Origin of the sequence: Virgibacillus halodenitrificans JCM 12304 (assembly GCF_001310895.1) — a bacterium.
GTDB classification, from domain to species: Bacteria; Bacillota; Bacilli; order Bacillales; family Amphibacillaceae; genus Virgibacillus_Q; species Virgibacillus_Q halodenitrificans.
The window spans coordinates 1-21,398 of sequence record NZ_BAZS01000026.1 but is presented as its reverse complement, the minus strand read 5'-3'; the positions used below and the strand labels follow the sequence as shown (position 1 = coordinate 21,398).

At 37.9% G+C, this 21,398-nt stretch carries 26 protein-coding genes and 2 pseudogenes; 19 read left to right on the top strand and 9 right to left on the bottom strand.

Annotated elements, in window-relative coordinates; all coding sequences use genetic code 11:
- Nucleotides 1–5 precede the first annotated feature (5 nt).
- Entirely contained in the window at nucleotides 6–674 is a 669-nt protein-coding gene (locus JCM12304_RS13405; protein WP_256200834.1) for a YpjP family protein, read from the top strand.
- Between the two features lie 90 nt (nucleotides 675–764).
- Here the strand turns inward: JCM12304_RS13405 and JCM12304_RS13400 are convergent, their stop codons facing one another.
- On the bottom strand, nucleotides 765–1,469 hold the full coding sequence (locus tag JCM12304_RS13400) for an NAD-dependent protein deacylase (protein ID WP_040956724.1): 705 nt from the start codon (nucleotides 1,467–1,469) through the stop codon (nucleotides 765–767).
- 139 nt (nucleotides 1,470–1,608) lie between these two features.
- On the opposite strand from JCM12304_RS13400, the gene JCM12304_RS13395 reads away from it, so the two are divergent.
- Entirely contained in the window at nucleotides 1,609–2,352 is a 744-nt protein-coding gene (locus JCM12304_RS13395) for a hypothetical protein (RefSeq protein ID WP_060680931.1), read from the top strand.
- Between the two features lie 128 nt (nucleotides 2,353–2,480).
- Here the strand turns inward: JCM12304_RS13395 and JCM12304_RS13390 are convergent, their stop codons facing one another.
- Nucleotides 2,481–2,672: an H-type small acid-soluble spore protein gene (locus JCM12304_RS13390; protein WP_019376342.1), complete on the bottom strand. Its 192-nt coding sequence runs from the start codon at nucleotides 2,670–2,672 to the stop codon at nucleotides 2,481–2,483.
- Between the two features lie 29 nt (nucleotides 2,673–2,701).
- Nucleotides 2,702–2,821, bottom strand: coding sequence for a DUF4023 domain-containing protein (locus JCM12304_RS19135; RefSeq protein ID WP_019376341.1), 120 nt, complete (start codon nucleotides 2,819–2,821; stop codon nucleotides 2,702–2,704).
- A 280-nt stretch (nucleotides 2,822–3,101) separates the two neighbouring features.
- On the opposite strand from JCM12304_RS19135, the gene JCM12304_RS13385 reads away from it, so the two are divergent.
- The 11 genes and pseudogenes from JCM12304_RS13385 to JCM12304_RS13335 all read left to right on the top strand — a co-directional run bounded on the left by JCM12304_RS13385 (nucleotide 3,102) and on the right by JCM12304_RS13335 (nucleotide 9,931).
- A complete protein-coding gene (locus JCM12304_RS13385; protein WP_040956723.1) occupies nucleotides 3,102–4,337 on the top strand; it encodes a hemolysin family protein in 1,236 nt (411 codons plus the stop codon).
- A 69-nt stretch (nucleotides 4,338–4,406) separates the two neighbouring features.
- On the top strand, nucleotides 4,407–4,784 hold the full coding sequence (locus tag JCM12304_RS13380) for a hypothetical protein (RefSeq protein ID WP_060680930.1): 378 nt from the start codon (nucleotides 4,407–4,409) through the stop codon (nucleotides 4,782–4,784).
- Nucleotides 4,774–5,034, top strand: a complete 261-nt coding sequence (locus tag JCM12304_RS13375) for a metal-sensitive transcriptional regulator (protein WP_019376338.1) — start codon at nucleotides 4,774–4,776, stop codon at nucleotides 5,032–5,034. Before JCM12304_RS13380 ends, JCM12304_RS13375 begins: the two co-directional genes overlap by 11 nt.
- Before the next feature lie 144 nt (nucleotides 5,035–5,178).
- Nucleotides 5,179–5,658 carry a DsrE/DsrF/DrsH-like family protein gene (locus tag JCM12304_RS13370; RefSeq protein WP_019376337.1) on the top strand — a complete coding sequence of 160 codons (480 nt, stop codon included), beginning with the start codon at nucleotides 5,179–5,181 and terminating at the stop codon, nucleotides 5,656–5,658.
- Nucleotides 5,659–5,721: 63 nt separating this feature from the next.
- Complete coding sequence (locus JCM12304_RS13365) at nucleotides 5,722–6,021, top strand: rhodanese-like domain-containing protein (protein ID WP_077358915.1); 300 nt, start codon at nucleotides 5,722–5,724, stop codon at nucleotides 6,019–6,021.
- Nucleotides 6,022–6,031: 10 nt separating this feature from the next.
- On the top strand, nucleotides 6,032–6,604 hold the full coding sequence (locus JCM12304_RS13360) for a sulfurtransferase TusA family protein (RefSeq protein ID WP_060680925.1): 573 nt from the start codon (nucleotides 6,032–6,034) through the stop codon (nucleotides 6,602–6,604).
- Nucleotides 6,605–6,624: 20 nt separating this feature from the next.
- A complete protein-coding gene (locus tag JCM12304_RS13355) occupies nucleotides 6,625–7,023 on the top strand; it encodes a DsrE/DsrF/DrsH-like family protein (protein WP_040956719.1) in 399 nt (132 codons plus the stop codon).
- A gap of 17 nt (nucleotides 7,024–7,040) precedes the next feature.
- Nucleotides 7,041–8,165 carry an MBL fold metallo-hydrolase gene (locus tag JCM12304_RS13350; RefSeq protein ID WP_060680923.1) on the top strand — a complete coding sequence of 375 codons (1,125 nt, stop codon included), beginning with the start codon at nucleotides 7,041–7,043 and terminating at the stop codon, nucleotides 8,163–8,165.
- 89 nt (nucleotides 8,166–8,254) lie between these two features.
- Entirely contained in the window at nucleotides 8,255–8,482 is a 228-nt protein-coding gene (locus JCM12304_RS13345) for a sulfurtransferase TusA family protein (RefSeq protein WP_019376332.1), read from the top strand.
- A gap of 294 nt (nucleotides 8,483–8,776) precedes the next feature.
- Nucleotides 8,777–9,559: a sulfite exporter TauE/SafE family protein gene (locus tag JCM12304_RS13340; RefSeq protein ID WP_019376331.1), complete on the top strand. Its 783-nt coding sequence runs from the start codon at nucleotides 8,777–8,779 to the stop codon at nucleotides 9,557–9,559.
- A gap of 13 nt (nucleotides 9,560–9,572) precedes the next feature.
- Nucleotides 9,573–9,931, top strand: a pseudogene (locus JCM12304_RS13335) (rhodanese-like domain-containing protein).
- An 80-nt stretch (nucleotides 9,932–10,011) separates the two neighbouring features.
- Here the strand turns inward: JCM12304_RS13335 and JCM12304_RS13330 are convergent.
- The 6 genes and pseudogenes from JCM12304_RS13330 to JCM12304_RS13305 all read right to left on the bottom strand — a co-directional run bounded on the left by JCM12304_RS13330 (nucleotide 10,012) and on the right by JCM12304_RS13305 (nucleotide 16,542).
- On the bottom strand, nucleotides 10,012–12,390 hold the full coding sequence (locus JCM12304_RS13330) for an immune inhibitor A domain-containing protein (protein WP_060680921.1): 2,379 nt from the start codon (nucleotides 12,388–12,390) through the stop codon (nucleotides 10,012–10,014).
- Between the two features lie 335 nt (nucleotides 12,391–12,725).
- Nucleotides 12,726–13,814, bottom strand: a complete 1,089-nt coding sequence (locus JCM12304_RS13325) for a sensor histidine kinase (RefSeq protein WP_060680919.1) — start codon at nucleotides 13,812–13,814, stop codon at nucleotides 12,726–12,728.
- Nucleotides 13,798–14,484, bottom strand: coding sequence for a response regulator transcription factor (locus JCM12304_RS13320; protein WP_060680917.1), 687 nt, complete (start codon nucleotides 14,482–14,484; stop codon nucleotides 13,798–13,800). Before JCM12304_RS13320 ends, JCM12304_RS13325 begins: the two co-directional genes overlap by 17 nt.
- 40 nt (nucleotides 14,485–14,524) lie before the next feature.
- Entirely contained in the window at nucleotides 14,525–15,142 is a 618-nt protein-coding gene (locus tag JCM12304_RS13315; protein WP_060680914.1) for a TlpA disulfide reductase family protein, read from the bottom strand.
- A 16-nt stretch (nucleotides 15,143–15,158) separates the two neighbouring features.
- Nucleotides 15,159–15,901: pseudogene (locus JCM12304_RS13310) on the bottom strand (cytochrome c biogenesis CcdA family protein).
- Nucleotides 15,898–16,542: a hypothetical protein gene (locus JCM12304_RS13305; RefSeq protein ID WP_060680912.1), complete on the bottom strand. Its 645-nt coding sequence runs from the start codon at nucleotides 16,540–16,542 to the stop codon at nucleotides 15,898–15,900. Before JCM12304_RS13305 ends, JCM12304_RS13310 begins: the two are co-directional and overlap by 4 nt.
- A gap of 963 nt (nucleotides 16,543–17,505) precedes the next feature.
- Between JCM12304_RS13305 and JCM12304_RS13295 the strand changes: the two genes are divergently transcribed.
- From JCM12304_RS13295 to spx, 6 genes are all read left to right on the top strand, one after another.
- On the top strand, nucleotides 17,506–18,102 hold the full coding sequence (locus JCM12304_RS13295; protein WP_040956715.1) for a DeoR family transcriptional regulator: 597 nt from the start codon (nucleotides 17,506–17,508) through the stop codon (nucleotides 18,100–18,102).
- Nucleotides 18,103–18,120: 18 nt separating this feature from the next.
- Complete coding sequence (locus JCM12304_RS13290) at nucleotides 18,121–18,690, top strand: SCO family protein (RefSeq protein ID WP_060680909.1); 570 nt, start codon at nucleotides 18,121–18,123, stop codon at nucleotides 18,688–18,690.
- 16 nt (nucleotides 18,691–18,706) lie between these two features.
- Nucleotides 18,707–19,513, top strand: coding sequence for a FixH family protein (locus JCM12304_RS13285; protein WP_040956714.1), 807 nt, complete (start codon nucleotides 18,707–18,709; stop codon nucleotides 19,511–19,513).
- Nucleotides 19,514–19,673: 160 nt separating this feature from the next.
- Nucleotides 19,674–19,961 carry a hypothetical protein gene (locus JCM12304_RS13280; protein WP_060680907.1) on the top strand — a complete coding sequence of 96 codons (288 nt, stop codon included), beginning with the start codon at nucleotides 19,674–19,676 and terminating at the stop codon, nucleotides 19,959–19,961.
- Between the two features lie 93 nt (nucleotides 19,962–20,054).
- Entirely contained in the window at nucleotides 20,055–20,666 is a 612-nt protein-coding gene (locus JCM12304_RS13275; RefSeq protein WP_060680905.1) for a TetR/AcrR family transcriptional regulator, read from the top strand.
- Nucleotides 20,667–20,741: 75 nt separating this feature from the next.
- A complete protein-coding gene (gene spx, locus JCM12304_RS13270; RefSeq protein WP_019376317.1) occupies nucleotides 20,742–21,152 on the top strand; it encodes a transcriptional regulator Spx in 411 nt (136 codons plus the stop codon).
- The last annotated feature ends 246 nt before the right edge of the window (nucleotides 21,153–21,398 follow it).

Genomic DNA, 21,398 nt, shown 5'->3' with positions numbered 1-21,398 from the left:
TAATTTTGCAAAAATTTTTAAAATGGTGGACAACTTCTGAAAAAGTGTTAAAATTTATGTATAGTGAGGAGTTGGAAACCATGAAGCTTTGGATGAGAAAAATAGCCGTCGTTCTTGTTGCAATTATGACGCTTGGCATGTATGTGCCACAAATGGATATACACACAAATGCAGAAAACAATAAAGATGCCTTGTCTTCTAAAGGAGATCATCTCGAAGATTTCTCTCCAAAAATGGTGGAAGACAGGCCAACTGAAGCGACAGGATTATCAACAGACAGCTTACATATAGATGCGTTAAAGAAGGATGTTAAAGCACAGACGTATACCAAGTTAGGACCTAGAATTAGTGAGCGCTTGGATGATCAGTTTTTAGCTGTGATTATTAAGGAAATGGAGACCGTAGTGGAAACCTTGGTTACAGAAGAAGATCATGACTTTTATTTCGAGATCACCCAGCAGCCGACAGAAGGATTTGGTGAAAAAATTTTCAGTGTCTATGATCTCCGAACCAATGAAGATATAGCTAGGTTTGATGTTCGTAGAGATAACCGCCCACTGGAAGGATACTGGTTTAATTTCCATTATCATTTACAGGAAGATAACTTTGTTAAGCATCATGAAATTGGAGAAATATTCTGGGATAAAAATACCCCTCCAAAATGGATGGCTTAAATGGCTGAAACCACACAAAACTTAAAAAAACATATTAAGCCAGAGATTTGTAAAGTATCCAACCTTTTGAGTCTCTGGCTTTTAGTATGCCTACATGTCTAATTCTGCTAGTACTTTACCAATTGCCTGGTCTCTAATAACTTGGTCAGCATAGTAATCAAAGGGAGTCTTTTCCCGATTAATAATAACAAGTTTTGCGCCCATTTCTTTTGCTATTAAAGGAAATTGGTTAGCAGGCGTAACGCTTAGTGATGAGCCTAGAACAATAAATAGATCACTTTTTCGGCTTTCCTCTAAGGCAAATTGAAAGGCATCCTGTGGCAGTGTCTCACCAAATAATATGATAGAAGGACGCAATATACCTCCACAGGTACAATAATACTCTTTATCTACGTACTCTTGGCTGCTATACACCTCTCCACAACTCTGACAGTGAACCGTTTGTAACGTACCATGCAGTTCAGCTACGTTTTTCGATCCGGCTTGTTGGTGAAAGCCGTCTACATTTTGCGTGATAATGGATTTCACATATCCCTGTTTTTCGAGATCAGCAAGAATATAATGCCCTTTATGTGGACTATATTCTTTCACACCTAATACGCGTTCTCTGTAAAAGGAAATAAAGTCATTTACATTATTATTTAATGCATCCGTACTGGCAATTTTGCTTGGGTCTTTTTTATTCCATAGTCCTTGGTTAGAAGATCGGAAATCAGGTAGCCCACTTTCCGTAGACATTCCTGCCCCAGTGAAAACGACTGTATAATTGGAATTCTGTAGCCACTTTTTTAACATGTGAACTCTCCCCTTCCATCCAATGTTATACCCGTTATTTTAGCATAATATGCCCCAGTAACACTGACCTCCCTCTTCTATGTCAAAAGTCCAGAAATTGCATAAGCTATAACAGTTAACTGATCAAGGAGTGTAGTTTATGGGTTTATATATTAATCATCGTCATGGTGATATTTATAAAAATAATGAAGGAATACAAGCACCTAATCAGGAGGTGTTTATAAAAAACCATGTGGCAGAAATGATTGAAGAGCAGCAAAGGGTAAATAAGTCACTATCTACATCATTCTATGAATTAAAAAATCTCTATGAACAACAGAGTAATAAACAAACACATCAGTGGAAAGATATTACGACCCAATTGAATCAACTAAAGGAGTTAAATGATACACATGACAAATTGGAGAACGATGTTATAAAAGTACTGCAAAAGTTGGAAGGTAATCAGCTGAGCATACAGAAATTAATAGAAGAAAATTATTTATCAAAGGAAACGTATGACCAACAGCTTAATGAGATTACTTCAGGCTACCAGGACATCGCGGACAAATTGGAAAGACACAGGGAAGTAAATGAAAAGCTTACTTCAAAAGTTGAGCAACAGACAGAATGGCAAAAGGAAATTGGAGAAAAAGTGAAGGAACATGAAGTGAGTCAAGAAAAGGTTCTGGAAAGAATGGAAAATCAAGAAGCGATTACAGAGAAAATCACCCGCCAAATGGACCATTTTCGTTCCATTCTATTTGAAAGAACAAATTATTTAGCGGAGAAAGTCGAAGAAGGATACCATTTAACAACCTCCTATGTAGCGAAACTGATGTCTGATCCAGAACGACCGCTTGCGTATATGACCTTGGAAAGAAAGAACAAGGATAAACAATAGGGGCGTGGGTATACGAAGGTGACATATTGTATGGTAGATTTCTTATACCGAACTGGCTCATACATTATGCTCCAGTTCGGTTTTTTTTCTCACTCGGTCGAGTTTTTATTAACCGGTGTGGCTGCTTTCTAAGGTGTACTTCTATTCTCGCTTAACCCATGCAATTCAACGTGCTGACTGTTATGCATCTCATCCAATGGGAAAACAGTTGCTGTTTCATCTTTATTGTTAATACCCTCAATATATACAGGGATTCCATGATAATGGACCTGAATCATTGCCAAGGAATCCATGATTTCCTGGGCGCGCTGCTTATCCATACTATCCCCACTCCTTCTTTAAGCACTAACTAATGGCGTTTATTAGGCAGTTTTTTTGCCGGGTCATTATGCCCTTGTCGATGTTTATTTAACTGATCTTTTCTTTTTGTATCATTAAATTTCTCTACAAATTCATGTGTGCTTTTCATGTTGAGCCTCCTATAAATGGGGTACTATTACTTTAACCAGGTTTATATCAAAAACACGTGGGAAAAATAAGTACCTAAGGCAAAAAACTTAAGCTAAGATTGCCACAGGAGCGCTAATTCTTATTTATTTTAGGTGCCATCCTTCCATATGCAGCTCTGGGGCGCGAATGTACTCTATGTTCACAGAAACTTCAACTAAAGCAAAGCGCTTGTACTTTTCTTATTAATCAGGTTCCTTTATCATAGAAACAAGTGAGTCAACATAAGGAGGAATATAATAGTGATCATCGCGATCATCGTACTACTTTTTGTTTCATTTTTCTTTTCTGGAAGTGAAACAGCTTTAACTGCTGCAAACAAAATGCGTTTGCAATCCAAAGCGAATAATAATGATAAAAAATCAGAGAAACTGTTAAATCTGGTGTCCAAGCCGGAAGAATTTATTACAACAATACTGATCGGGAATAATATCGCAAATATTTTACTACCTACGTTAGTAACGATGGTAGCAATAGATTATGGAATAAATGTTGCGGTTGCCTCAGCTGTATTAACTATTGTAATCATTATTTTCTCAGAGGTAATACCAAAATCCGTTGCGGCGACCTTCCCTGATCGGATCTCTTATATAATTTATCCTGTTATCAAAGGAATTGTTTTGTTGTTTAAGCCGTTAACCATTGTACTAAATGCAATGACTGGCTTCATTATAAAATTTCTGTCCAAAGGGCAGGAAGACAGCACCTCTATTTCTAAAGATGAAATTAGAGCAATGGTTGATATTGCAAGAACAGAAGGGATATTTAAGCAGGACGAGTCGTACCGGATTAAAGGCGTCTTGGAGTTTAATAATCTGAACGTAAAAGATGCATTGAAAACACCTCGTGTAGATATTGTTGCCCTACCACACACAGCAGATTTTGAAGAAGTGAGGAATATGGCAATTGAAAATCCGTTTACCCGCTACCCTATTTACGAGGAAGATATTGATAACATTGTTGGAGTATTTCACTCGAAATACGTACTGTCCTGGTCCATTGAACCGGAGGAATCACTTGAATCATACAGTGATATGGATCCATTAATTGTTTTTGAATTTCATTCCATTGAATGGGTATTTCGTAAAATGATGCAAGAAAAGAAACACATGGCAATTGTATTAGATGAGTATGGCGGCACCGAAGGTATTCTTACTCACGAAGATATTCTAGAAGTATTACTTGGTCTGGAAATAGAAGATGAAATGGACAAAGGAAATGAGCCACTTGTAGAAAAGGTTACTAATACAGAAATTATTTGTAATGGAAAAATCCCCTTACATCGCTTGAATACTATTTTTCATACAGATATTCCTGAGGAAGAGGATGTACTTGCTGGATATTTACTGAGGGAGTTTAATTATTTCCCTTCTGAAGGAGAAACACTTGAAAGAAATAACTTATCATTTAAGGTATTAAGCGTAGACGAACGTATGCTAAAACGGGTGCAAATAATAAAAAATAATTTACAACAATAAAAGGGTTTGACAAAATACCTATAGGGGTATATTATAGTAAATGTATTACAAAGAAGAGAGGGGTAGGCGATGATTTATTTGGTTGCTTTAGGACTAATGGCTGCAACGTATTTCGTTTATCAACGGTATATGCCTGTCCGAGGAGTAAAACAAATGACTCCACAAGAAGTCGCAGCTTCTCGGGAAGAAAACGTGCAGTTATTGGATATAAGAGATTACCAGACCTCCAATCGTGATTTTATTATAGACGCACATTGCTTGCCGCTACCTTATTTAAAACGTCATTATCATGAAATACCAAATAAACGCATTATCCTTATTGGTACTGACCTGGTTGAGAAAAACCTGGCTGCTCGATTTCTGAAAGGAAAAGGAATTGAGGTAACAGGGTATTGTTTATGTTTATCAAATGATTGTAAAGAGGAGGAGTATTCCTATGAAATATGATGAAAAAGTAATGAATCGTATGAAGCGGATAGAGGGGCAAGTTAGAGGTCTTATTAAAATGATGGAAGAGCAAAAGGACTGTAAAAATGTAGTTGCTCAAATGTCTGCAGCCCGAAACGCACTAGATCGAACTGCTGCTTTAATTGTCAGTACGAATCTAGAGCAGTGCATTCGTGAGGAAAAAGAAAACGGGGAAAATACAGAGGAGCTTATTAAAGAAGCGGTTAATCTATTGGTGAAGAGCAGATAAGGCTAGAGGTTTGACGAACAATTAAAGGACCTTTAATATAATACAAGTGGGTGAAGCAAATAGCTAGCCCATTTTTTAGAAATAAATTAATACCCGTACACGTATATGTAATATGAGTAAAGGTAGCAGAAAGGGAGAGAATAAATGGCGGAAAAGAAAAAAACAACGATTGTACTATTTAGTGGTGAGTATGATAAAGCAATGGCTGCGTATATTATCGCAAATGGGGCTGCTGCATATGATCATGAAGTAACTATTTTTCATACCTTTTGGGGTTTGAATGCTCTTCGAAAAGATGAACAGATCACTGTAAATAAAGGTTTTATGGAAAAAATGTTTGGCAAATTTATGCCAAGAGGTGCTGACAAAATGGGGCTTTCCAATATGAATTATTTGGGAATGGGCCCGAAAATGATTAAGAAGGTAATTAAAAAGCATAATGCCATGCCATTGCCAGATCTAATTGATCTTGCGAAAGAGTTAGATGTTAAGTTAATCGCTTGTACAATGACAATGGATTTACTGGGTATTGAACAAAAGGAAATGATGGATGGTGTTGATTACGGTGGAGTTGCTGCATATATAGGTGATGCAGAGGATGGAAATATTAATTTATTTATTTAAAAAATTTTACCTTTACTAATACCTATAGGGGTAAATAATAATACGAAACGGAGGCTGTTTAAAATGAAAGAAATTACTACAACAGAACTAGCAAAAAAGATGGAAACCGAAAAGGGGTTAAGCATAATCGATGTTAGAGAAGATGAGGAAGTAGCACAGGGAATGATTCCTGGGGCAAAGCATATTCGATTAAGTGAAATACCTGAACGAGTGAATGAAATGGATAAGAATGAACATCACTTTATTGTGTGTCGGTCAGGCGGCAGAAGCGGGAAAGCTTGTGAATTTCTTAGTAGTCAAGGCTATGAGGTAACCAATGTTGCTGGCGGTATGCTTGATTGGAATGGAGAAGTAAAGAAATAGGAGGATGAACATGAATATTCAAGTAGATGAAATATTAGATGCAAAAGGATTAGCATGTCCGATGCCAATTGTGAAAACGAAGAAAGCAATGACCAACCTGGAAGCTGGCCAGGTTATTGAAGTCCAAGCTACAGATAAAGGTTCTACCACAGATATGAAAGCCTGGGCAGAAAGTACAGGTCATCAATATCTTGGCACGGTAGAAGAAGCTGGAGTTTTAACGCATTATTTACGTAAAGCAAGTGATGCAGAAACAAAACAAGAAACAAAGCACGAAGATGTGGAGCAATTATTAGATCTTCAATCAAAAATAGAAGCAGGAGAAAATCTGACTATATTGGATGTGCGTGAACCAGCTGAGTTCGCATTTGGCCATATCCCTAATGCAATTAATATTCCACTGGGAGATCTTGAGGAAAGAATGAAAGAATTGGATAAAGATAACGAGCTACATGTAATTTGTCGTACAGGAAACCGTAGTGATCTAGCTGCACAAAAGTTGACAGAGAAAGGCTTTCCTAATGTAAAGAATGTCATACCTGGTATGTCCACATGGGAAGGGCCAACAGATAAAAACAACTAATTACTATGGAGGAATGGAATATGGCTAACACGAAAGTAGCAATTATTGCTGCAAACGGAAGTTTATTTGATGCATATAAAGTTTTTAATGTGGCGACTGCAGCGGCAGCGTCTGATGCAGAGGTAGGCATATTCTTTACGTTTGAAGGATTAAACCTCATTCATAAGGAAGCACACAAAAATTTACCACTTCCTGAAGGAAAAGAACATTTTGAAGAAGGCTTTAAACAGGCAAATGTACCCTCAATTGAAGAGCTGGTTGGAATAGCTCAGGAATTAAATATTAAAATAATTGCTTGTCAAATGACGATGGATGTTATGAACCTCGAAAAGGAAGCCTTTATTGATGGGATTGAAGTAGGCGGAGCCGCTTCATTTATTGAATACGCGAAGGATGCAAATATAACATTATCATTTTAATGAAGGAGGAGATCTGATTGTCTAAATCAGTAACTACAAAAGATATAGCCCGAAAAATCATTGCGAACGAAGAGTTGTTAATTTTGGATGTCCGAAATACAGATGAATATGATAATTGGAAAATTGAAGGTGGCAAAATCAGGGTTATTAACGAGCCGTACTTTAATTTATTAGACGGTGTTGATTCCCTTGAAATAGATAAAGATAAAGAAATTGTGGTTGTTTGTGCAAAAGGCGGATCCTCTCAAATGGTTGCCGAAATGATGGAAGAGGCTGGATTTACCAAAGTGTATAATCTGGAAGGTGGTATGAAGGCCTGGAGTGAACATCTTGAGCCAGTGAAAATTGGTGATTTAAATGGTGGAGGAGCATTGTATCAATTTGTCCGTCTCGGAAAAGGTTGTCTTTCTTATTTTATAGAGTCTAATGGAGAAGCTGCCATTATTGATACGGCAAGAATGATTGACGCTTATGAGACATTTGCTGCGGACAAAGGGGTGGAGATCAAGCACTTAATCGATACCCATTTACATGCAGATCATATATCAGGAGGGCGTGCCCTTGCTGAAAAAGCAGGTGGAACATATCACTTGCCACCGAAGGATGCGACAGAGGTTACGTTTGATTATAGTGCATTAGAAGAAGGAAAAGACATTACGGTTGGTAATACAAAAGTTGTTGTGCATCCAATTTATTCACCCGGACATACCATCGGGAGTACGTCATTTATTATTGATGACAAGTATTTATTAACAGGAGATATCCTATTTGTGAAATCCATTGGTCGACCAGACTTAGCAGGAAAAGCAGAAGATTGGGTGGGAGATCTCCGTCATACACTTTATAACAAGTATAAAGAGCTTAGCGATGACCTGCTTGTTCTTCCGGCACACTATTCATTTGCAGAGGAGCTGGGAGAAGGCGGAAAAGTTGCTGCTAAATTAGGAGATCTATATAAAAAGAATGAAGGCTTGAACGTGGAAGATGAAAGTGAATTCAGGAGAATGGTTACAGAGAATTTACCACCACAGCCAAATGCTTATCAGGAAATACGCCAAACAAATATGGGGAAAATAAAACCTGAAGTGGAAGAACAAAAAGAAATGGAATCCGGCCCAAACCGCTGTGCGGTAGAAGGTTAGAGAAAAGTAAGAAGAATTTAAAAACCTTGCGATCGTAATAAATAGTATAGAAATATAAAAACAAATTATTTTTTAGGAGGAATTTTAAGATGGAATCAAATAAATTTTTAGATGCAAAAGGGTTTGCTTGTCCGATGCCAGTTGTAAGAACAAAAAAAGCAATGGAAGACTTGAATTCAGGTGAGATTTTGGAAGTGCATGCGACAGACAAAGGGTCAAAGAGTGATTTGACAGCATGGGCGAAATCAGGTGGCCATACAGTCGTTCAAGACGCGGAAGAAGATGGCGTATTTAAATTTTGGATTAAGAAAGCATAAAAAGACGAAGACCCATGCAATATGGGTCTTCTCTAGATGATAAGAAAGGAAGTTGCAGACTCTGTGAAGCTTTCAATTCGCAGAAGTCATGTCCAACTACAGCACCCAGCAACTAGCAGAGGTTTTGAGGGGGCGAGCATTTAGCGCAGCCCCAAACTTCAATCTTCTTTCTACGATAAGTCAACATCGATTCGCTAGATAGCTCATCGTGTTTCCTTTATCTCGTGCAGAAGATTTCCAGTTTGTACGTTGCTAAACGGGTGCTTCCGCTTTTCTTAGTTAGGAGGTAGATTGATGGAATATAGTATACTTTTTTTAATAACCATTTTCCTCATTGGATTTATTGGGTCGTTTATTTCTGGAATGGTAGGAATTGGTGGCTCTATTATTAAATATCCAATGCTATTATATATCCCAGCCATGCTTGGACTGTCTGCCTTTTCTGCGCATGAAGTCTCAGGGATTAGCGCAGTACAGGTTCTATTTGCAACCATTGGGGGAGTATGGGCATACCGAAAAGGCGGATATTTAAATAAGACGTTAATCATTTATATGGGTATTAGCATTCTTATTGGTAGCTTTATAGGTGGCTATGGCTCTCAGCTCATGACAGACCAAGGAATTAATCTTGTTTATGGAATACTTGCGACTATCGCAGCGGTAATGATGTTTGTCCCTAAAAAAGGGCTCGATGATATTCCGCTGGATCAGGTTACTTTTAATAAATGGCTTGCAGCTGTATTAGCCCTTATTGTAGGTGTTGGTGCAGGAATTGTAGGAGCTGCGGGAGCATTTATTTTAGTTCCAATTATGCTTATTGTACTAAAGATCCCTACTCGGATGACGATTGCCACCTCTTTGGCGATTACATTTATTTCATCCATTGGTTCCACTACTGGGAAGTTATTAACGGGACAGGTTTTATTTGTTCCTGCCGTAATCATGATTGTAGCAAGCTTAATTGCGTCCCCACTTGGAGCAAAGTTCGGACAAAAGGTCAATACGAAAATCTTGCAATGGTTATTGGCGATCTTAATACTAGGTACAGCTATAAAAATTTGGCTGGATTTTTTCTAGGAGGTATGTAGATATGGAAATAGTACAATGGATAGTAATCTTGTTGGCAATCGCGTTTATATTTAGCCGTTTTATGCCTGCAAAAGGGGTGGAGAATATAAAGTCCTCCGATGCAAAGCAGAAGATGAAGGATAGAAATATTCAATTCATTGATGTACGTACCCTGGGGAGTTTAAAGCAAAGAATCGAAAGCCGTTTAAGAATATCCCTTTATCCAATTTGGCAGGCCAAACAAAGCAATTAGATAAATCTAAAGAGGTTGTTGTCATTTGTCAGAGCGGAATGCGCAGTACGAAGGCAGCAAAAATGCTTAAGAAACAAGGTTTTGAAAAAGTATCCAATGTAAAAGGCGGTATGAGTGCCTGGGTATAAGGTATCCCCCTCATACAAAGAACCTACCTCTGAACGAGAGGTAGGTTCTTTGTATTAATAACACTTCAACTATTGCTTGCCTAACGGTAAATAAGTATATTTCCGACTGTTCCATCATTGCTTTGTCCCGCTACTCGGAATTTTAAACCGTATTCTGGAATATTCCGACCAGCATCTATCTGCCCCGGGTTGCTGTAGTCTGCACTATCGTCAAATAGAGGAATACGTTTAGTGAAATTATCCTTCATATTATATAGATCAGGATAAGTAATGGACATTTTCTCCGTTTTATCTAAGCTGAAGGCTGCGTCATGTAACTGGTAAGATGTCGATCCAGCGGTTTTATCACTCCAATAATTGGTGTGCTGATCTGCATCAACTACGCCTAGGAATCCTTCTCCCGGATGTTCTCCTGTCCAGTTATTATCATAGGATTCATCAACATACCAAACGACCAATCCTTCATCATAAGACATCAGGCTTGCCCCACGGCGAATATGCGCCAATCCTTCATCAACCCCATTGTGAGATCTCCATTCAAGAAGATAGTAATGGTTTGTAGTATAAGTTCCATCGTGCTTCTTAAACCCATCTAAGGTGAAATTCGGCTCGGTCTCTGCCCCATCTTTAAAAATTTCCTTACCGTCTGCTCTTACAGTAATATTATCCGCAAAAAAACCATCCAAATTTGTTGCCCAATCTGTCATTGAACGAAATTGCACCTGAATTTCCTGCCCTGCATATTTACTAATATCCAATGACTCATGAATCCAGCCATTGCTTGAACCAGTATATCCAGGGAGGTTTTCTGAAATGGCTGGATACCCATTTGGATCAAGTTGACTAGAGGTATTCTCACTAGCTAGAGACTCCCAAGTTTCCCCTCCATCAATAGAGACCTGTACCATTGCATAATCCCAGTATTTTTCAATATTATACCAAGCATCAAACTCAAGTGTGGCTGTAGTTGCATTACTTAAATCAATGCTGGTAAACATTTTATGATCTGCTTCGTCACCTTTACCACCATAATATTCAAATTCACCTGTTCGTGGAGTATTTAAAACATTTAGCTTATCAGGCAAATCAATGCGAACAGCATCGTTGTTAACACCTTTTGTTATTGCTTCATCAATTAAAACATTAGTACCTTCACTCGTAATCTCATCTGCTTTCAGTGTAGCTCCAGATAACCAGTTTCCTCCATGCATATTCTGAAGCATTTCACGTGCATATGGACTCATTCCAGGAGGTTCTGTTCCGGGAATATCTCCGGCCCAGCTACCGCTTGCCATTACAGACCAATAGGATACTGCTTCACCAGCTCCACTATATATCGTATCATATTCATCTGGAAGACCGAGATCATGGCCATATTCATGAATGAATACGCCTGCTGCCCCATCCTCAGGCTCGACAGTGTAGTCATAGGCTCCTAACAAACCACCGAAACGATCACTATCTGATTTTCCGCCAGGCACTGCAACCAATTGTCCGAGGTTCCAGCGATGTGACCAGATGGCATCTCCACCGAGAGAACCGCCGCCAGCTTCTTCACCTACTCCAGCATGAACAACCATCAAATGGTCAATAATTCCATCCGGTTCATTATAAACGCCATCCCCGTCATAGTCATCTCTATCCCAGACATCGTACTCACTTAGATCAACCTCGGGGTCCGCCCCTGCTTTCGTCAACGCTTCATATACTAATTCTCTAGGGCGTGCATCACTTCCATCAGGTGACGGAATATTTCCGCCATAATAGGCAGCAGGGTGATCTGCTGTATACCAGCCAGCTACCGTTCCATCAACGGTATAGCTACCACCTGATTGTTTTTCGTAATATTGCTTCATAGATACAAGATTTTCACCATTAGGTCCAGTGTATCCGTTCTCTCCAAAAATCATATCCTGGTAGTGGTCATGCGTGTAATTTTCATACCAGAAATCCGATTCCTCTTTTGTAATAGAGCTTTTGGAGTAGTCAGGAAATTCTATTGCTAATACCAATACTTTGTCAGAACGAACTTCTCCACTATATGTTTCTTTCTTTACAGTATCAACTTCATTTTTCTTTCCTTGGCCTAATTTATTTCCTTTGCCCTTTTTTAACCCTTTATTGGCAGAATTATTCTCTTTTTTAAGGTTTGCATCAAGTCCTTTAGGGAGCTTGTCCTTTGTCTTTTTTGCATTTTTGGCCTTTGCTTGGAGAAACTTTTTCAGCTTCTTTTCTGCTTCCGCAGGTGATGCGTTTTTGGGAATTATACCTTCTTCCTTTAACTTTTCTATTAATCTATCTTCATTTGCGATACCCAAATCTATCGGTGAACCGACTTCCGTAGCTGCTGAAGCTTTGACGGGTGCGGTGACAGTGGGTGTGGTAGTTACAGCGCCAAATGTTCCAAGCCCTAGTATACATGCTAAAGTACTAGAAATAATTGCTTGTTTCTTCTTCATTTAATGTCCCCCTTATTTCTTAATAGTTTCCAAAAAAAGTTAATGAACATTTTTATAATATAATTTTTTCTGTAAATTGTAAATATTATTATAAGTATTTAGATCATTATACTTATGCTAATTCGGCCAAGTGGATATATTGGCCTATTACCAAACTATAAAAAAGTCGCCTGATTTCCAATAAAATCTGGAGGTCAGACGGCTATTTACTATGCTGAAAAGATATGAAATTATTAATTTAGGAAAGTTAGCGACTTCAGTTATATTGCCTCTCTTATGGATTTGAAAAAACAATCCGCATGATAAAACTTTCCAAATTATTGTTAAGTCACAGATCATTTAATATGGAGTAATATCCAAAAGGTGTTTGTACTTTCTTTAGGTTGCACCCCTATTTCCCCTCCATGCCGTTCTATAATCGCCTTTGATATTGCCAGGCCTAACCCAGACCCACCTGTATTTCTATTTCGAGAGGGATCTAACCGGTGGAATCGTTCAAAAATAATTTCTTTTTCGTTTTCTTCTATTGTTGGACCAGGACTTTCCAAAGAAATTTTATATCCGGGCTGGAGTTGTTCTCCCTTTAGATAAATATCACCCGGACCTTGATAATAGCGAATAGCGTTATCAAGAAAATTTGTTAAGACTTGCTGGATACCTTCCCTATGGAGCTGTAGTTTTGCAGGAGTAACATCGATATGAAGAGCTATTTCTGTTTTCTTGAGCTTCCTATTAAACATTGTTACACATTGATGAACTAACTCTGTGATTTCTGTTTCCTCTTTTTCATAAAGGTTATGACTGGACAAATATTCCCATTCCTTTAAATCATCCAATTGCTCAACTAATGAAGTCAGCCGTTCTGCTTCTTGATGCAAGGAGCGGAAAAGGTTCTCATCTCCTCTAATATCTCCATTTCCGAGAGCAAGTAGGTATCCATTTAAATTAGCCAAAGGCGTACGGAATTCATGAGATAGATCAGCAACCATTCTTTTTCGATGTTGTTCATTTGTATTTAATTGTTGTACAAGCTCATTAAACTTTTTTATTAACAGCCCAATTTCATCTTCTTTTTTAATTGGTACTTGCTCGGGGAAATTGCCTGATTTCATTTGATCTGTAGATTTCATTAACATTCGAATTGGTTTAATAAAGTGTTTAGTTAAGTAATAATGCAAAAGACTTCCCATTGTAATTGTTAATAAAAGAAATATAATCAGATAGTTTCTTAGTGTGTTATTATACTGCTGCTGCGAATATGCATTCATATTACCAACCGCATCAGCCAGTGTACAAGCCGTATTATATAAAGACCAACCTAGAATGACGGTCGCAATTCCAACTATAACAATATTTAAAAAGGTTAATCTCAATAAAAAACCTGAAGGAATAATTGCTGAGATAAATTTACGTATTTGTAACAAATTTATACCCCATTCCTCTTACCGTCTGAATTCTTTTAGGTTGAGCTGGCGAAGTCTCAATTTTTTCTCTTAGCTTTTTTATATGTGCATCGATCGTTCGATCCATTACAGTTTGCTCTTCATTTGGGTAGAGCTGTGAAATAAGCTGTTCACGGGATAAGACAACATTTGGATTTTGCATGAAATAATATAACAGTTCAAATTCATGCTTAGTTAGGTTCACTACCTGATCATAAAGTAGTACTTCACCTTTACGAGGCATAATACATAAACCGTCCAGAACCACCTTTTGACAAAATTGACCTGTCCTTCGAAGTACTGCTTCCACATGAGCTACCAACTCATTTGGATCAAAAGGCTTTGTGATGTAATCATCTGCTCCCAAACGAAGACCAACAATCTTATCTGTGGTGGAAGCTTTTGCTGATAACATAATCACGGACACCGTCTGCTCTTCTTTTTCACGCAGCCATGTAAGGAAGTCTTCCCCACTTAACTTTGGCAGCATAAGGTCTAATATAATAAGGCAAGGACGGTAGGTAAGAAATATATGCTGTGCTTCTTCTCCGTCAGTTGCTTCAACTACATCATAGTTATGCTTCTCTAAATACATCCGGATGAGTTGACGAATCATTGTATCATCTTCAACAATCATAATGGTTTGTTTCAAGAAAAATACACCCCTTTAATAGTCTAAACCTTGCCAAGGGTTATTGCATCTTTTCAAACTCTTGAACCATAAACTCGTAATTCATTGCCCCTAACGCTTTAAATTGAATTCGCCCATCGGAATCAATCATGTAGGATGTTGGAATAGGCTGTATTTGGTATTGATCTGCAACGGTAGTCTTTTCATCTAATGGAACGGTGAAACTAACTCCAAATTCCTTGATAAAGTCTTCTATAGATTGTCTGCTGCTCTCTGTTTCCGTTAAATTAACAGCAAGGATTTTTACATCTTTATTTTTATGAAATTTCTCCATATCAGGCATTTCCGCTCTGCATGGCGGACACCAAGTGGCCCAAAAGTTTAACATCACACGTTGTCCTCTAAATTCCGATAGTTTAACAACCTCACCATTTAATGTGTTGAGTTCAAAATCGGGTGCAATATTACCTACCTCCAAGCCCACTGCATTACTATCGGCAGGCTTTTCTTTTTCCTGATTCTCTTCCTTTGGTGGAGAGGTTATACTATTTCCGCTATCAGTAGAAGTGAACTCCTCGTTCTCTGTCTTAGTCGAATCATCTGACTGATTACTAACTAAATCAAAAACCGCCCATGCAAACATAGCTGTAATAATAACGCCAATAATTATTTTTTTCATGTCCCAATACCTCCAATTATCCTAGTTTCGTTAACCATGTATCCTGCACCAATTTTAGTAAGAAAGCGGAAATTCGCGGCATTTGTCCAGTGAAGAGAAGAACCCCCATTAGAATCATTACAATTCCGCCAACCTTCATAATTTTGTCGCTGTACCGAACAATCCACCGAGTTGATCCCAAGAAGAAAGTTAGTACCAAGAAAGGTACAGCGAAGCCGATGACATACATAAGCGTATAAAGCCGCCTTGACCCGGGTTACTCGCAGCAACTACAAGTATCGAAGCGAAAATAGGACCAATGCAAGGCGTCCAACCTGCTGCAAATCCCATTCCTACGAAAACCGTGCCAAGATAGCCTACAGGTTTATTTGTAAAACGAAATCTCTTTTCCTTCATAAATGAAGTAATATTAATCCATCCTGCTACAAATAAACCCATAATGATAATGAAAATCCCCGCAATTCGCTGGATAAATAAGCCTGATTGACCGGCAAGCAAACCCTGAATCCATTGGCCAAGAAAAGAAACCCCAATACCCAAACCTATAAATATGAGCGATACGCCGAGTAGGAAGAAAACAGAATGAATTAATAGTTTACTTCGGATTTTCATACTTGGTTTGTCCTGCATTTCTTTTACGCTCATCCCAGTAATATAGGATAAATATGCTGGAAAAATTGGCAGGGTACATGGTGAAAGAAATGATAACAACCCTGCGCCAAATGCCAGCCAAATAGTTAGATCAGCTGCTGATGTCATTTAAATACCTTCTTTCTAAAAAATATTAGTGAACTACTAGCTATATAAAATAGGATTAAAAACCAAGGAGCCATTGTATAGCCAAAAGCTGTAGTATATGGCATGAGATAGCTTAAAAGGAGCTGCCCCGCTATCCAGCCGGTCAGTGTCACCCAAATCAATTTCCACTTAGACAGGCGATTATGTAAAATTAAATAGGCGCCTAGTAAGATTAGTAATAAAGTTAAGTACTTCCAGTGGTAAAAATTGTCCCTCCAAACAACTTCGATGAATTCATATACAAAAGAAGCTACAAGAAATACCGGTACAAAAGAAAGAATAAATGAGCTTACTTCGATTTTTTGTTTATATTTTTTGTAAGCAATTGCTAAGCTGGTAAATAATAAACCAAGATAAAGAGCATGGGAATTGCTCGGATAAGCAAGGACAGCCAGAGGATCTTGAATAAATATTGGGAGATGAAGTATGATTTTCCCCAGCCAAATAAACAGTATAAAATTAATTAACTGTGATGTAATTTCCTCTGCCTGCTTCTTTTTTTCTTCTTTTGGTAGGTCACTTATTAAATAAAATGAGAATAGCCCGGCGAGTATGCTTAATATAAGTATTCCAATATTGGTTAAGATAGCAGTATATGCCATTTTTTTACTCCTTCATTTGAGCTTTGATGTACTAAGATATCTATAGCATGACAGGTAAACACTGTCTCTACCAGTATAACGAGCAATTGTGAAAATCTGATGAAAATAACACATAATTATTTTCTTTTCTATCTATGATTCACAAGAATGTCACAGATTAAGAACTCTTCCTATGTTATGCTTTGTTTGATATTGTTACTAATTATTAGAAACATTTCTCATAATATAGATGATTTTTTATATAGTAGGAAACTGCGAACTGAGGAAACTTATTTCTCAGCTAACACAAAATAGCTAAATAACACCGCTACGGAAAAACACTGCGCTTTTCGGGGGCGGCTGATGAGCCTCCTCATGCTAACGCATTCCGGGGTCTCACCTATGCCTCATCTCCCCCAGAAGTCTCCGTATTTTTCCTTCGCTGAGGTACATTTTTTCACTTAAATATATTTTTATAGTAAAGCGCAATACAAATTGATTGGAGTGGAATGCGGCAATCTAAGACCGCCACGTCCTGGGACTGGGGCTGCGCTAACTCGCCCCACCGAAGACCTTTGTGGCAACGATTGCATGACCAACGTCCTTGAAAAAGAAACCCGCTTTTCTGCGTGCGATGTTTCTCTTAGAAGCTTTCCCTGTCCTGTTGGCCCGCGACTCCTGCCGGAATAGCATGAGCTGAAGACCCTGGACGGAGGAAGCGGCTGAAGCGGCTGAAGCCATGCCGGGCGGCAAAGAAGACACTGTGAGGTTACGAACAGATGTCGCCCTTGTACCCGGAGGTGTGAAAGCGTCCGCATGCAATGGAAATCAATGGGGCTTACCTCTTCAATATTTCAGTGAGCTTTCCAACAACAAATATATTTTTAATACGTAACTTAAATACCAAAAGTTAGTTCGCGATTTATCTAAATTTATGAATTAGTTCGTGAGTGAAATCATTATATGGTGGGAGGTTGGTTTGGTATGTTGCCAATTGAACGGCAGAAGCGGATAAGAGAATTGATTTTGGATAATCAACATATGAAGATTTCTGAGCTAAGTAAAGAGCTTCAAGTATCGGAAATGACTATACACCGAGATGTCAAGCCACTGATTGAGGATGGCTTTATAGAAAAAACATTTGGGGGAATATCTCTTCAATCCGAAGCGGACGAAAAAAAAGTGAATGAAGGAAAGTGTGTGATTTGCTGTAAAACGGTCAATGAGAGAATGGCTTACAGATTGATAACTTCTGATAATCGAATAGAAGTAACGTGTTGCGCTCATTGTGGTTTAATCCGTCACCGCCAACTGGATAAAGAAGTGGTTCAAGCAATTTGTGCGGACTTTTTCAGACATACAACAATCAGTGCATTAGTAGCATGGTATGTGGTGGATACTAGTTTACAACTGGACTGCTGTCAGCCACAAGCACTTCCTTTTGAAAGGAAAACAGAAGCTTATAAATTTGTTAAAGGCTTTGGTGGCAGAGTACTTCCATTTCAGGAAGTATCTGAAATGATTTACAACCAGATGAATGGCGACTGCTGCCATAGTGTTAATGAAGTAGAAAATATATGAACAAAAGGAGAATTCTTTATGAAGAAACTAGGTTTGTTAGGTTTTATACTTATACTTTTTCTTACTGCGTGTGGAGAAAAGGTTGAAACAAACATGTCAGAAGAGGTAGCTGATTTTGAATTTACAACACAGGATAAGGAAAAATTAGGCCTTGATGACTTAAAAGGCGAATGGTGGGTAGCTGATTTTGTCTTTACGAATTGTACGACAGTTTGTCTGCCAATGACATCAAACATGGCAAAACTGCAAAAAGATCTAAAAGAAGCTGGTGTTGATGCTCAGTTAGTATCCTTCAGTGTTGATCCGGAAAATGATACTCCGGAAGTATTGAAAGATTATGCAACGAAATATAATGCAGATCTTAAAAACTGGTCATTCTTAACAGGCTATGACTTCCAAACAATCAAAGAGCTTTCCATTAAATCATTCCGTTCTTTAGTAAAAGAAGCACCTGCCGAATCAGATCAGGTTACACATGGAACAAGTTTCTTTCTAGTAAACCCTGATGGAGAAGTTATAAAACAATACAGTGGTATAGATTCCAAACAGTTAGATCAAATTGTAAAGGATTTAGAAAAGGTTCAATAATAGGAGGAGTACACACATGAAAAAATTATATTGGGTAGGAACAATCCTGCTTTTATCAGCAATTTTTCTTGTTGCATGTGGAGAAGATCAAGAAAATCAGAGCAATTCTAAAACAGACGAGGAAGAATTAAAATCATTAGATGTAAATTTCGAAGTGCCTGAAACTGTGGAAAAGGGAGAAGAAGTGGAATTAAAAGCTGTAGTTACATATGGCGACGAGAAGGTAAAAGATGCAGATGAAGTACAATTCGAGTATTGGATAAAGGGCAATGAAGATGATAGCACAAAGATAGAAGCTACGAACAATGAAGACGGCACGTATACAGCGAATGTCACCTTTGATAAAAATGCCATGTTCGAGATATTCTCACATGTGACAGCAAGAGATTTGCATACGATGCCCAAGAAATCAGTCACCGTTGGGGATGGGGAGTCTGACATGCATCATGCTGCTAATGAAGATGGCAAGGAAGAACATGAAAGTCATAGTGGACATGAAGGTGATGGGGATGGACATGCTCACACAGATGGATTCTCCATGCACTTCAAGGAACCTGAAGATGTAAAAGCAGGAGAAACTACTCCGTTAATTGTTCATCTGACTCAGGATGACCAACCATTAAAAGGTGTAAAAGTGAGATATGAGATTGTGCCTGATGGAAATAAAGAGAAAACAATGTGGGTAGATGCCAAGGAAGATAAGGCTGGCGAATATACAGCTGAGCATACGTTTAAAGAAAGTGGAGCATACACTACAGTTATACATGTAGAAGACGATAAAGACCTTCATGAGCATAAAGAATATGATATTGAAGTAAAATAACGAAAGCAACCGGTTGTGAGAGCCGGTTGCTTTCGTTTTTTGAGCGAGCATTTTTTAAGAAAGCCAAATTTGTTAAAAATTTGTTACATATTCAGCGTTTTATTGAACAATACAGTGGGGAATAGTAAGATATGTGTAATGTCTACGGAGGAATCAATCAATGTATTTAATCGCACGGCAGCCTTATAGTAAGGTGGAGCGAGTTATAAGCAGCGCAGGCCAACAACACATAAAGCATCAAAGAATGATGTACATGTATGAAGAGGAAATCGTTACACAGTATCATACCTTTCCATTAGAGATTGTAAACGATGTATCATTTAGAGAAATAAACGGAAGTGGAGGTTTATTATACTTACATACAATGAAAGGTATATTTACTTATATGGTAGCACAACCTCCTTATTTATTTATCCAGGCATTTAAGAACCATGTGAATCGCTGGTAAGTTAACTATTAACGAATTTGGTTGACTTATGACACGGTGTCATTTATACTTAAATTACAGAAGATGACACGATGTCATTTGAGGAGGGATTGAATGCCCAAACCAACCTTTTATAATTTGGCAGAGTCAAAGAAAAAAGTATTAATGGAGGCTGCGGAAGCTGAATTTTCAAGAGTTGCACTTTCTGAAGCCTCAATTGCTAACATTGTTAAAATGGCAAAGGTTCCTAGAGGAAGTTTTTATCAGTATTTTGAGGATAAAGAAGATGCCTATTTTTTTCTGCTGGAAGAGCATGCGAAAAGAAGACAAATAAATTTTATTACTTTTTTAAAACAGACGAATGGTGATATCTTTGAGACAATGAGAGAGATGTATTGTCAAACAATAAGTAATGCAACAAACAAGGGGAATCTTCACTTTGTTAAAAACGCGTTATTAAATATGAACCATAAAATTGAGAACACCTTCGAAAAGATATTTATAGATACGGTTATGGAAGATCACTTAGATGAAGTGAGATCTTTAATTAATAAGGGTAAGTTAAATATTGAGCATGAGAGTGATCTATCACATATTATGAAGATTTTAACCGTGGTAACTTTGCGTAATTTAATTGAAACCTTTGCTAAGGATCTAACGTATAAAGAGGCAGTACATAATTATACTGCTGAAATAAGCTTATTAAAAAGAGGTTTATCCAAGTGATATGCCTTGAAATAAAGTAAGCTACTATGTGAATTATTTCACGGTAATTTTAAATTAGAAAATGGGGTATGCAATATGACTGTTAAAGTTTACGGCGCACCATGTTCATCAACTCGAAAAGCAAAAAACTGGCTCGCAAATCATGGACTAACCTTTGTAGAAAGAAATATATTAAAAGAACCATTAACAGTGCAGGAATTACAAGCAATTCTACATCGTACATTAGATGGTACAGATGAAATCATTGCTACAAGATCCAAAGTGTATAAGGAATTGGATTTGGATTTTGATGCATTATCTTTACAAGAATTAATTACAATTATTCAGAAGCATCCTGGTTTGTTACGTAGTCCGATTATTATGGATGAGAAGCGAATGCAGGTGGGGTATCATGACGATGAAATACGACAGTTTATCCCACGTAAAACTCGAGAATATGAATGGTTGCAATTACGCTTGAACAGCTTAAGACCAGCTGAACTATAAAATAAAAGCGAGGCAGTGATAAACTGCTTCGCTTTTTATTTTTGCCCTATTTCAAATGTAGGGCTACCTCTTGTACATTCATAATAGGAGAAGGCTGCAAACTAGTGAAAACTTTTATATGTATTAAATGACTTTAGAAAGTGGATATACCCATTGATTTCCATTACAGATGGACGCTTTCCGCCGGCATGGCTTCAGCCGCTTCCTCCGCTACGCTCCGTGCAGGGTCTTCAGCTCATGCTATTC

Excerpts from the sequence above, each read along its gene's own strand:
- JCM12304_RS13400 (WP_040956724.1), bottom strand. The coding sequence starts at position 1,469 with ATGTTAAAAAAGTGGCTACAGAATTCCAATTATACAGTCGTTTTCACT.
- JCM12304_RS13395 (WP_060680931.1), top strand. The coding sequence starts at position 1,609 with ATGGGTTTATATATTAATCATCGTCATGGTGATATTTATAAAAATAAT.
- JCM12304_RS13390 (WP_019376342.1), bottom strand. The coding sequence starts at position 2,672 with ATGGATAAGCAGCGCGCCCAGGAAATCATGGATTCCTTGGCAATGATT.
- JCM12304_RS19135 (WP_019376341.1), bottom strand. The coding sequence starts at position 2,821 with ATGAAAAGCACACATGAATTTGTAGAGAAATTTAATGATACAAAAAGA.
- JCM12304_RS13380 (WP_060680930.1), top strand. The coding sequence starts at position 4,407 with ATGATTTATTTGGTTGCTTTAGGACTAATGGCTGCAACGTATTTCGTT.
- JCM12304_RS13375 (WP_019376338.1), top strand. The coding sequence starts at position 4,774 with ATGAAATATGATGAAAAAGTAATGAATCGTATGAAGCGGATAGAGGGG.
- JCM12304_RS13370 (WP_019376337.1), top strand. The coding sequence starts at position 5,179 with ATGGCGGAAAAGAAAAAAACAACGATTGTACTATTTAGTGGTGAGTAT.
- JCM12304_RS13365 (WP_077358915.1), top strand. The coding sequence starts at position 5,722 with ATGAAAGAAATTACTACAACAGAACTAGCAAAAAAGATGGAAACCGAA.
- JCM12304_RS13360 (WP_060680925.1), top strand. The coding sequence starts at position 6,032 with ATGAATATTCAAGTAGATGAAATATTAGATGCAAAAGGATTAGCATGT.
- JCM12304_RS13355 (WP_040956719.1), top strand. The coding sequence starts at position 6,625 with ATGGCTAACACGAAAGTAGCAATTATTGCTGCAAACGGAAGTTTATTT.
- JCM12304_RS13345 (WP_019376332.1), top strand. The coding sequence starts at position 8,255 with ATGGAATCAAATAAATTTTTAGATGCAAAAGGGTTTGCTTGTCCGATG.
- JCM12304_RS13340 (WP_019376331.1), top strand. The coding sequence starts at position 8,777 with ATGGAATATAGTATACTTTTTTTAATAACCATTTTCCTCATTGGATTT.
- JCM12304_RS13330 (WP_060680921.1), bottom strand. The coding sequence starts at position 12,390 with ATGAAGAAGAAACAAGCAATTATTTCTAGTACTTTAGCATGTATACTA.
- JCM12304_RS13315 (WP_060680914.1), bottom strand. The coding sequence starts at position 15,142 with ATGAAAAAAATAATTATTGGCGTTATTATTACAGCTATGTTTGCATGG.
- JCM12304_RS13305 (WP_060680912.1), bottom strand. The coding sequence starts at position 16,542 with ATGGCATATACTGCTATCTTAACCAATATTGGAATACTTATATTAAGC.
- JCM12304_RS13295 (WP_040956715.1), top strand. The coding sequence starts at position 17,506 with ATGTTGCCAATTGAACGGCAGAAGCGGATAAGAGAATTGATTTTGGAT.
- JCM12304_RS13290 (WP_060680909.1), top strand. The coding sequence starts at position 18,121 with ATGAAGAAACTAGGTTTGTTAGGTTTTATACTTATACTTTTTCTTACT.
- JCM12304_RS13285 (WP_040956714.1), top strand. The coding sequence starts at position 18,707 with ATGAAAAAATTATATTGGGTAGGAACAATCCTGCTTTTATCAGCAATT.
- JCM12304_RS13280 (WP_060680907.1), top strand. The coding sequence starts at position 19,674 with ATGTATTTAATCGCACGGCAGCCTTATAGTAAGGTGGAGCGAGTTATA.
- JCM12304_RS13275 (WP_060680905.1), top strand. The coding sequence starts at position 20,055 with ATGCCCAAACCAACCTTTTATAATTTGGCAGAGTCAAAGAAAAAAGTA.
- spx (WP_019376317.1), top strand. The coding sequence starts at position 20,742 with ATGACTGTTAAAGTTTACGGCGCACCATGTTCATCAACTCGAAAAGCA.